General features: G+C 55.3%; 9 protein-coding genes and 2 tRNA genes. 5 read left to right on the top strand and 6 right to left on the bottom strand.

Features of this window, described 5'->3' with window-relative positions; translation table 11 throughout:
- Nucleotides 1–431: 431 nt before the first annotated feature.
- Together FY112_RS03200 and FY112_RS03195 are read right to left on the bottom strand one after the other, a co-directional pair.
- The gene (locus FY112_RS03200) at nucleotides 432–1,250 is read right to left on the bottom strand and encodes a hypothetical protein (protein ID WP_151517661.1); all 819 of its coding nucleotides are present in this window, start codon (nucleotides 1,248–1,250) and stop codon (nucleotides 432–434) included.
- Between the two features lie 5 nt (nucleotides 1,251–1,255).
- Nucleotides 1,256–1,819, bottom strand: coding sequence for a hypothetical protein (locus FY112_RS03195; RefSeq protein WP_151517659.1), 564 nt, complete (start codon nucleotides 1,817–1,819; stop codon nucleotides 1,256–1,258).
- A 293-nt stretch (nucleotides 1,820–2,112) separates the two neighbouring features.
- Between FY112_RS03195 and FY112_RS03190 the strand changes: the two genes are divergently transcribed.
- The gene (locus FY112_RS03190) at nucleotides 2,113–2,466 is read left to right on the top strand and encodes a hypothetical protein (protein WP_151517658.1); all 354 of its coding nucleotides are present in this window, start codon (nucleotides 2,113–2,115) and stop codon (nucleotides 2,464–2,466) included.
- 480 nt (nucleotides 2,467–2,946) lie between these two features.
- Here FY112_RS03190 and FY112_RS03185 read toward each other — a convergent pair whose 3' ends face one another.
- The 3 genes from FY112_RS03185 to FY112_RS03175 form a co-directional block, all read right to left on the bottom strand.
- Nucleotides 2,947–3,486, bottom strand: coding sequence for a hypothetical protein (locus FY112_RS03185; RefSeq protein WP_151517656.1), 540 nt, complete (start codon nucleotides 3,484–3,486; stop codon nucleotides 2,947–2,949).
- A complete protein-coding gene (locus tag FY112_RS03180) occupies nucleotides 3,446–4,141 on the bottom strand; it encodes a hypothetical protein (protein WP_151517654.1) in 696 nt (231 codons plus the stop codon). The genes FY112_RS03185 and FY112_RS03180 overlap by 41 nt, the downstream gene beginning before the upstream one ends.
- A 190-nt stretch (nucleotides 4,142–4,331) precedes the next feature.
- A tRNA-Asn gene (locus tag FY112_RS03175) sits at nucleotides 4,332–4,406 on the bottom strand.
- A 117-nt stretch (nucleotides 4,407–4,523) separates the two neighbouring features.
- Between FY112_RS03175 and FY112_RS03170 the strand changes: the two genes are divergently transcribed.
- Both FY112_RS03170 and FY112_RS03165 read left to right on the top strand, forming a co-directional pair.
- Complete coding sequence (locus FY112_RS03170; RefSeq protein ID WP_017960181.1) at nucleotides 4,524–4,841, top strand: membrane protein; 318 nt, start codon at nucleotides 4,524–4,526, stop codon at nucleotides 4,839–4,841.
- 102 nt (nucleotides 4,842–4,943) lie between these two features.
- The gene (locus FY112_RS03165; protein ID WP_131644065.1) at nucleotides 4,944–5,285 is read left to right on the top strand and encodes a hypothetical protein; all 342 of its coding nucleotides are present in this window, start codon (nucleotides 4,944–4,946) and stop codon (nucleotides 5,283–5,285) included.
- On the opposite strand, the gene FY112_RS03160 is transcribed toward FY112_RS03165, so the two are convergent.
- The gene (locus tag FY112_RS03160; RefSeq protein WP_017960183.1) at nucleotides 5,282–5,620 is read right to left on the bottom strand and encodes a KTSC domain-containing protein; all 339 of its coding nucleotides are present in this window, start codon (nucleotides 5,618–5,620) and stop codon (nucleotides 5,282–5,284) included. The two genes, FY112_RS03165 and FY112_RS03160, sit on opposite strands and share 4 nt — an antisense overlap.
- A 262-nt stretch (nucleotides 5,621–5,882) precedes the next feature.
- Here FY112_RS03160 and FY112_RS03155 point away from each other — a divergent pair.
- Nucleotides 5,883–5,956, top strand: a tRNA-Cys gene (locus tag FY112_RS03155).
- 846 nt (nucleotides 5,957–6,802) lie between these two features.
- A complete protein-coding gene (locus FY112_RS03145; RefSeq protein ID WP_181018137.1) occupies nucleotides 6,803–7,468 on the top strand; it encodes a protein-L-isoaspartate O-methyltransferase in 666 nt (221 codons plus the stop codon).
- The last annotated feature ends 250 nt before the right edge of the window (nucleotides 7,469–7,718 follow it).

Below are 7,718 nucleotides of genomic sequence, written 5' to 3'. Positions count from 1 at the left end.
AGCAACAATAGGACTCGATTTTTATTTCTCTTCTTTGGTGCGGCAGAATATGGAATATATCTTTCTGTACGAAATTTACATATACACATCAGATCTCCTCGCATTCCTGACTTTGACAACATTTTTATTCTGGATAATTCCTGCAATACTATTTATTATTGTCTACGGATCTATATGCCTGCTGTTGGTTTCTGAGTTTCTGGTCCGCAGAGTAGCAGAATATCCCAAGGGGCCCATACTTGCGTCAAGCGCACTCTTGGGGGGGCTGGCCACGCTACTGAGTAAACTCGGATATTAGATGAGTGGACTCATCCTTTTTGCCCAGCTTCATCATAGCGTTGGCACTCGTGCTTGGGGTGTTCAGCGAATGATCGCCTGCCTGCGCAACACGTGGTTTGCGGGGCGGTAGATTACGGGTGCGCGGTCGAGCATTATGAGCTCACGCCGCTGGGCTCGTAGGTCAGCTTCACTGGCACGTCGGTCATAGCATAGTGTACGAACTGGTTGCCCAGCGCAGTGAGCTCGTAGCTTTCTTCATCGTCAAATGCTGATTTGTGTACTCGGCTGGCCATGCCCGGTCGTGTTTTTTGAGGCGGCTTCTTCAGGAAGTTTCCCGCATAATCAGTTTCCCGATGCTGTCTAATCAGGCCGCCGATATTGAGGTCGCGGATGAGTAGCTTGAACAGGTCGGCTGCAGCCGAATCTTCCCGAACGGGCGCTCGACCCAACTGTTGCCATACCTCTGCGCGGGTAAGCCCATTTTGATTGTAGAACTTGCCAATCACAGCCAAATGAAGCTCAGAGAAGTTTCTTATCCACTCTAAGAAGAGCCTGACAACGTCATCATCACAAACTTCAATCGCGGCGGCGTTTGCGAGCAGATTACGCACTAAACCACGCTTCTCCTCGCTCTCGGCGCCTGCCCAGTCGCGAAAAGATTTTCGGAGCAACGCCTGATATTGAGGGCTTTCTACACGACGTGCAACGTCCGCATCGCTCATGTCAATCCGCTGCACAATCTCAAGGATTGTTTTTTCCTTCTCCGTCATCTCGGCTCGCAACATTGCGATCCAATGGCGGAAGAACTCATTCATACGATCCTGCTCGTGCTCACCCCAAGTTGATGCTGCTGCGGAGATAAGTCCGCCGGCGAAGGGCACCAGGCCACCCGCCACGTTCAATGCTCCACGGATTGCTTGTCCGCCCTTCATACCTTCAGGGAAGTCATCATCTGGGCTCCCTGTTTGCATTTTGCCTAACCCTTCTTGTACCCTAGCTGATCAATCACGGAGGCATTTCCAGCAAGGTTTTTGCGGCGTGCTTGTACCGCTCGGGCAGCTTCTGCCGCCAGCCTGGCTGGGAAATCACCAAGTGCCTGCCGCTGCCATTCAAGGTTCAGTTGAATCGCAGCGATGTTTTTATCGATCTGAGGTTTGGGAGAGCGCTGCTCAAAGTCCGTCCCGATAACTTCGAAAGTGATGAACTTTCCTGAAACATGACCATTGGGAAGATTCCCGCCGTAGGTTGGCGGCTGGACGTGGAGCAGGTCATGATCTCCTTGAAACGGGACACGGACAGAAATCGAAAGTCCCTTCCGGCCATCAAGTGTAACTTCGCGCGACGAGACCGTAATGTCATTTTCATCAATTACAGGAATATTGAGTTCACATTCCTCTACCAGCTCGGCAACAATTTCCTCATCGGTGGCCGAAGCCAATTTTGCAGCCGAAAGGTCCTGAGCCTTCTTTTCTAGACCTTGAAACTGCGCTTGGACTTGTCGGTGCCAGTCAACTTTTCCAAAAAGCCGGTTTTCACGCATGTGGTCCCCCTTGTGAGTTTCAAATCCTCTCACTACGCAGGCGCGAAGTCGAGACCCCGTAAAGATATTCACAGGTTGTGACATTGACGTCGAAGATCTTGACAAATTTGTCAAGAAAAACATGGACATAGATCAGATTTCCTATTGACGGTGGGGTGCTGCTATGCCATGAAGATTACGCGGCTCACCAAACCGTAAATGGCTCCCGCCAGTTACCACCACCGAAAAGGGGAACGCATGATGGTCTTAACCGGCCGCCTGAAGCGCGGCCCCTGTTCGAGGTTTATAAAGCTATGCCGCATCCCGAAGCTTTCACTGGCCGAATGCTAGCTTTGCATGCTGAAATCGTCCGATTGCGCTCGCTCTGCGTGCCGATGCCGGACGATGCGATGGATGCTCTAGGAGACGCCGCTGCCTCTATACGAAAAGCGATAATTGACGCGCCGATCACCAGCGAAGCCGATATCGCCAACAAGTTTCGCCTTGCCGTCATCCTGATTGAGGATCCGGATGGCGACATGTCAGATGAGCCCATGGCAGTTCGACAAGCGCTTTTTGACCTCATTGGATTCCGCAACGATTTGTGGAACGCAGACTTCGGAACCGGTACCGGCCACCCGTTCTATCGTGCAGGCTTTAAGCCTTGAAGCCCGCCGTCAGCCGCGAAATCAAACTACTCGCTGCCGAAGCCGGAGCCTACAGTTGGACGCTTGTGCGCGAGGGCAAGCACCTAATTATCGACTTCCAGTTCAAAGACCGCGTCGTTCGGCAAGTCGTTGCCGCTACTCCATCTGGCCCCTCGGCTCGTCGAAATGAGGCGGCATGGCTGAGGCGGCAGGTCAGAATTTAGCGGTTCACCATAGGCCGGCGCGATCACCACCCGCGACCACATCAGCGGCGCGCCGGCTAGTGTTTTTCTGGAACGCAGCCGTTCATCAGGTGTGACCGTGTATTTCGATTTCTAGTCGGCAGTGGCCACCGAACGGTCTTGGATAAAAAGAATGGGTCGGGCGAATGCTCGCGCCGACCCTTCTTTGATTGCATCAGCACGGTGCCAGTACATCCGTGGTCACCAGCAAAAGCCATCTGATAGATTGAATTTATGCGCCCGTTAATTTTCGCAAGGATTAGGGGGGTGCTGATTTAGGGCTAGGCGAAGCAAGGGGCGTCCCTTCAGTCGCAGATTTGAAATACGCGACGGTCGTCTCGATCCACTCCGCTCCAGGCACCTTGCCGAAGGCTGCGAGAGCGCCGGCCGTGGTGGCGGCCAGAAGAGTTGCGATAATAGCTTTAGCTACGAGTTTGCGACCCTCACTCGCAACTTCCTTGGCGAGCGCAGATTTGGCAGCGAGCGACCATAGATTTTGCAGGGTGCCGGTAAGTGCAAGGACATCGCGCTTGTCCGCTTCTTTGTCCTCGGTCCAACTCACTACTATGTTCAGCGCAGCAGTAACCTCAGGATCCGTCTCTTTCTGCGCACGTAGGTCTCGCACCAAAGCCAACGTGCTTTGGGAAAGCGCGGAAACTGAATCTCGATCGATATCTACGGCATTCTCACGGAACAACCGCCAGTCGTCGAATTGAGATGCGGCTGCGAAAACAAGTTCGACGTGCGATCGCAGAAGCTCAAAAAGCGTGGACGACAGTTCCTCGACATCCCCGCGCAAATACGCGGCCACAGGTCTGATTGTACATTCCTACCTGTATGATGTTGGCGCGAGCCTCAAGCTTATCCTGGAGTGATCTGAATGCATCCTTCAGCCGGGGTGAGCAGTTCGATACAGCCAACTGCTCAACTACGTAGACACCTTTTTCGGTGGCAGCTTCAAGAGCGGCTATGGCTATTTCGCGATCACGCTCACGCGCTCGAAGAGGCTGGTCAACAATGACGAGACGCTCCCCCTCGAATCCAAACTGAAATGCCGCCGGCTTCTGACCTGGGAGAGATTCCAAAACCTCTTCCGGCTCAAGTTGGTTCATCCCTATCATCAGACCAGATAGAAGATTGGAGATTCCAATTGTGTCGTCACTTATTGCCTGAAGTGGGCCGCTGATCGGGGTGTTGGGGCCGAACGCACTTAGACGACTTGCGGCGACATATCTGAGTTGGAGGGCTTGTTTTTCTATCGCGCTGACATGAACTGGGCGCAGCGAATCCACCTTGCTGATCTGCCGTCGAGTTTCGGCTCGTAGATCTGCCAGCATCTTCACGACGTCGTTAGTTTGGCCTGACCTTCCATCGATGTCGACCAAAGATTTTTCGGCTCGCGACAACCTCGTATCGACACTCTGCAGTAGGTTGCGAAGTTTGTCCGGCTTCATCGAGCGTTCCGCGTTGCGACATCAAGAGAGTATATCGACGGGAAGTCCGATACCAGCCAGCAGTGCGCCTGGCGAGTTATCCACAGGAGTCGAACCGCAGAAAACACGTTCCAAAAGCGGGGAGGGAAAGTGGGGAAGTAAGTACCTGCTTTCGGATTGCTTAACAAAAACAGGTACTTATTTCTTAAAATGGCTCCCCGGGCCGGATTCGAACCGGCGACCTGTCGATTAACAGTCGAATGCTCTACCGCTGAGCTACCAGGGATCACTGCTTGGCGCGGTGTGAGTGGGCTAATACAAACGCTTTCCCGATTTGCCAAGCGGTTTTTTCAAAAAAATGAAATGAACTTGTATTTGGGATGCCTGCGCCCATCTCTGGGGAATGGCAAACGTGAATGATCGTCAGGAGACGAGAGGCGGCGAGAAGCGCAAGGCACGGGCAGTGCGCTTCGGCATCGATCATGCAAGCGGCAGGCTTGTTCTCGGCTCTTTCAGCATCGGCATGCCGCGCTCACGCATCGCCCGGATGGCACTCGGCATGGCCCTCATTTTCTGCGGCGTGTTGGGTTTCCTGCCCATCCTCGGCTTCTGGATGCTGCCGCTCGGCTTCCTCGTGCTCTCGCACGATCTGCCCTTCGCGCGCCGGCTTCGGCGGCGGCTGGCGGTCTGGTGGCACAGGCGACGGAAACCGGCTGACTGATAGCCACCCCGGGAGGGCTTCGTGGAACTGTGGATCGTTTTTCGCATTCGTGGTTTATGCAGTTAAAACGCGAAAACGCAACACAATGGTTCAGGTGAGGAAATGAAGGCATTTTTTGTAGTCGCTCTGTCGGCAGCGGCGGTTCTTTCAGGCATTTCCGCCGAGGCCCAAGCCATCGACAGCCGCGGTTTTGATGCGCGCGGCATCTGTCGCCGTCCGGAAGGCTGTGTCGTCGACCATGGTCAAGGCGGCGGCTACAACGGGCCGCGCAACTATCGCAATTTCAACGGTCGTAACGATCGCGACGACAGGAATGACCGCGAGCGGGACAATCGTCGCTACCGTTCTCAGAACAGGAGCGACAATTTCGGCACCGGAACCAGCCGCCTTGTCGCAGGCCCTGAGATTGAGCTGGGCGCGCAGCTCATCCACATTCGCGTCTAGTTGGACCTGAGTTCGCTTTCCTCGAAAGTGCCACCATGGTCCGGATCGAGTCCGGTCGCCATCAACAGGCTGCAGGCGGCAAGGAGGAGCACGAGCTTGACTGCGTAGGACGCAACGGAGACAGGTTGTCTGTGCGCCTGTGATACGCGACACGGCGCTATATAATATTTGTAGTAGAAATGCGGATCATCCGTTTCCAGCAGGTTCTGGTAGACGTGCGGCGGAACATCCGCATGTTTTACCGGCGCAGAACCGGGAAACTTTACATAAAGATCCCGGGTTTCGGCATCATATGCGGCACGCACGCGCTTCGATTTGAGGGCAGCCCAATCCATCGCAAGCTCCTATACCCTCCCGGGCATAATTGAGGCCCGGACGAGGATCGAAGTCAAGTTAAGAATTTGTTTCAAATGCCATCATTGCCGGGAAATGGGGCATCGTTGCGGCCATGGAAATTCCAGCCTGCGCCCGCGCCGTTCCGGGATGGAAAAATGGCCTTCTCGGCAGCAGCGGAATGGCGTTTTTCCGAAATGCCCTCTTGCGATTTCCTTACGATCATTCTAAACGCTCGCCACGGCTCAGATAACGAGCGCGTGAGGCCTCGTGGCGGAGTGGTGACGCAGAGGACTGCAAATCCTTGTACCCCGGTTCAATTCCGGGCGAGGCCTCCAACATCTTCCACATGACAGAGTTGTCCGAATACTGCTGGCTCAGCGGTGCCGCATCGGCGTTATCGATCCTACCAGACCCGCGGCCGGGCGAAAAATCGAACTGCGGATTGATGCCCGTGAGGCGGTAGAGCGCCTTCAGATAGCTATTTTCGGATCTCCGCCTGATATTCCACACCGCTCAATCGCGGCCCGTCGGCGACTCGCAACCGGCGCCGAGAAGCCGCCGTATGCCCTGCGCGAAATGCGGGTGAAGCTGCGAGTGCGCAGCTGCTGGATTTGATCAGCAGCAGGCGGGCATCGGCGTTGTAATGAAGCGCTTCTATGCCGCGCGATTGGATCAGAGAGGTTTGCATTCGCACACCCATAGCGGAAGGCGAGGTGCCGCAACAGAATGGTTGACATACGTTAATGCGCGTGCGGCTGTCGAGGGCTGGATTTGAAAGGAAACGAACACATGTCAGAGCTGCGTCTGCCGGTATGAGATTGCCTCAGACGCCGTCCCGGATATTTGAAGCGTGCCTCGGCGTCTATCGTCGCCAGGTCGTTTCGCCGTCCAGCAGCCCGCAGCAGAAGATGCCGATGAGCGCTGCGACGATGAAGAAGTCGAACAGCGTGAAATATTCGAAAATCGCAGACATGGCCTGCTCCTCCTATTTCCTCCATTGCAGATCATAGCATGAAGGGGCGGAAGGTTCCACGCTGGAGTTGCAGCGTCCCTCCTGCTCCTGTGGCGCGGAAGAGGCGCCCGGCCGGATTCTTTTCGCCGACGGCTGCCAAGCCTTGAAAGCATCCGTGGCGGAGATTAAGAGACGAGGGACAGGAACCGCTTTTAAAGAGCGAGAGGACATGATGGATTTCGAAGCAGCGCGCGCAAAGATGGTCGATACCCAGGTTCGCACGACGGACGTTACCTCGCATTCCGTGCTGACGGCGTTTCTCACGGTGCCGCGTGAGGCTTTCGTGCCGGAGAAGGCGAAGCTGCTGGCTTATATCGACAACGACGTCGAAATCCTCGCAGCCGCTCCGGGAAAGCCGGCCCGCTTCCTGATGGAAGCGTCGCCGCTTGCCAAGCTGCTGCAACTGGCGGCGATCACCAAAGACGACTTCGTGCTCGAGGTTGGTTGCGGTACGGGTTATACCTCGGCGCTCTTGTCGATCATTGCCGGCTCCGTCATCGCGCTCGAATGCGACGAGACGCTGGCCACTGAAGCGAAGGCGCAGCTTGCCGGCTACGCCAAGGTCGAGGTGGTGACCGGCCCGCTCGAACAGGGCTACGCTGCCGGCGCTCCCTATGATCTGATCTTCATCAACGGCGCAGTCGAAGAGGTTCCGGCTGCCCTTCTCGGTCAATTGCGCGATGGTGGCCGTCTGATCACCGTTGAAGGTTACGGCAATGCCGCCCGTGCCAAGGTCTTCGTCGCCGAGCGCGGCGCCATTTCGGAAAACGTCTTTTTCAACGCCTCAGTCAAGCCGCTGCCGGGCTTCGCCAAGGCGCGCGAATTCGTTTTCTGACATCGTTCTTGTCTATGACGTTCAGCGACGGGCGCCATCGGCGCCCGTTTTTTTGTCAACGCCGCTGGAAAGCCTTCACAAACATCATCTACCCTGACGCCGCCACGGCGGATCGGACGGATGTTATGCGCTTCAACTTCGGTTTTATGGGATGTTCCGCCGCAAAATCGCGACAGGCTTTGCGGGTGGAAAACATCAGGTAACAAAACTGTGCATGGCCGCATTCATTTGATTCGCGATGATTTTTTTC

It is taken from the genome of Rhizobium sp. PEPV16, from assembly GCF_008919455.1.
In the GTDB taxonomy this organism is placed as follows: Bacteria; Pseudomonadota; Alphaproteobacteria; order Rhizobiales; family Rhizobiaceae; genus Rhizobium; species Rhizobium leguminosarum_Q.
Note: the sequence above shows the minus strand (reverse complement) of the source record. Positions and strands in the feature narration are given on the sequence as shown.

Excerpts from the sequence above, each read along its gene's own strand:
- FY112_RS03200 (WP_151517661.1), bottom strand. The coding sequence starts at position 1,250 with ATGCAAACAGGGAGCCCAGATGATGACTTCCCTGAAGGTATGAAGGGC.
- FY112_RS03195 (WP_151517659.1), bottom strand. The coding sequence starts at position 1,819 with ATGCGTGAAAACCGGCTTTTTGGAAAAGTTGACTGGCACCGACAAGTC.
- FY112_RS03190 (WP_151517658.1), top strand. The coding sequence starts at position 2,113 with ATGCCGCATCCCGAAGCTTTCACTGGCCGAATGCTAGCTTTGCATGCT.
- FY112_RS03180 (WP_151517654.1), bottom strand. The coding sequence starts at position 4,141 with ATGAAGCCGGACAAACTTCGCAACCTACTGCAGAGTGTCGATACGAGG.
- FY112_RS03170 (WP_017960181.1), top strand. The coding sequence starts at position 4,524 with ATGGCAAACGTGAATGATCGTCAGGAGACGAGAGGCGGCGAGAAGCGC.
- FY112_RS03165 (WP_131644065.1), top strand. The coding sequence starts at position 4,944 with ATGAAGGCATTTTTTGTAGTCGCTCTGTCGGCAGCGGCGGTTCTTTCA.
- FY112_RS03160 (WP_017960183.1), bottom strand. The coding sequence starts at position 5,620 with ATGGATTGGGCTGCCCTCAAATCGAAGCGCGTGCGTGCCGCATATGAT.
- FY112_RS03145 (WP_181018137.1), top strand. The coding sequence starts at position 6,803 with ATGATGGATTTCGAAGCAGCGCGCGCAAAGATGGTCGATACCCAGGTT.